Source organism: Bartonella sp. AA2SXKL, from assembly GCF_042197205.1.
Lineage (GTDB): Bacteria > Pseudomonadota > Alphaproteobacteria > Rhizobiales > Rhizobiaceae > Bartonella.
Genome location: NZ_JBHIRN010000113.1, coordinates 1 through 768 on the forward strand (window position 1 = coordinate 1; position 768 = coordinate 768).

The window sequence follows — 768 nt, forward strand, 5'->3', positions numbered from 1 at the left end:
ATGGGCGGTATTCCCACAAATTACTACGGAGAAGTTCTTAATCCAACACCTGATTCACCTGATCGTGTTCAACCAGGTTTGATGGCAGTGGGAGAAGCTGGCTGTGCTTCTGTTCATGGTGCTAACCGTTTGGGGTCAAATTCATTGATTGATCTTGTCGTATTTGGTCGTGCCGCTGCAATTCGTGCCGGTGAAGTGATTGATCGAAATGCGGAAATTCCACCTCTTAATGAGGTGGCTATTGACGAAATTATGACACGTTTTGATCGTTTGCGCTTTGCGCAAGGGGCAATACCAACTGCCGTATTGCGTGAGAAAATGCAACGTACTATGCAGGAAGATGCTGCTGTCTTCCGTACAGAAGATTCTTTGCAACAAGGATGCCAGCGGATAAGTCAAATCTGGGGTGAATTGGCTGATCTCAAAGTCACAGATCGTTCTCTGATATGGAATTCTGATTTGGTCGAAACATTAGAACTTGAGAATTTGATGGCCAATGCAATCACCACTGTTTATTCTGCAGAAGCGCGTTTAGAAAGTCGAGGCGCGCATGCACGTGAAGATTATCCAGAGCGTGATGACAAAAATTGGCGTAAACATACGCTTTCACATTTGTCAAAAGATGGTAAGGTGACTTTGTCCTATCGACCTGTCCATATTGATCCCTTAACATCTGAAGCAGATGGGGGTATCGACTTAAAACGTATTGCACCTAAAAAACGTGTTTACTAAGGGGAGAATGAATTATGGTACAAATTAAGCTTCCCA

Annotated in this window: 1 protein-coding gene; it reads left to right on the forward strand. The window is 43.9% G+C overall.

What is annotated here, in order from left to right:
* The coding region (locus tag ACFINS_RS10130) for an FAD-binding protein (protein ID WP_375706192.1) at positions 1-732 on the forward strand (732 nt) is incomplete at its 5' end.
* Positions 733-768: the final 36 nt, after the last annotated feature.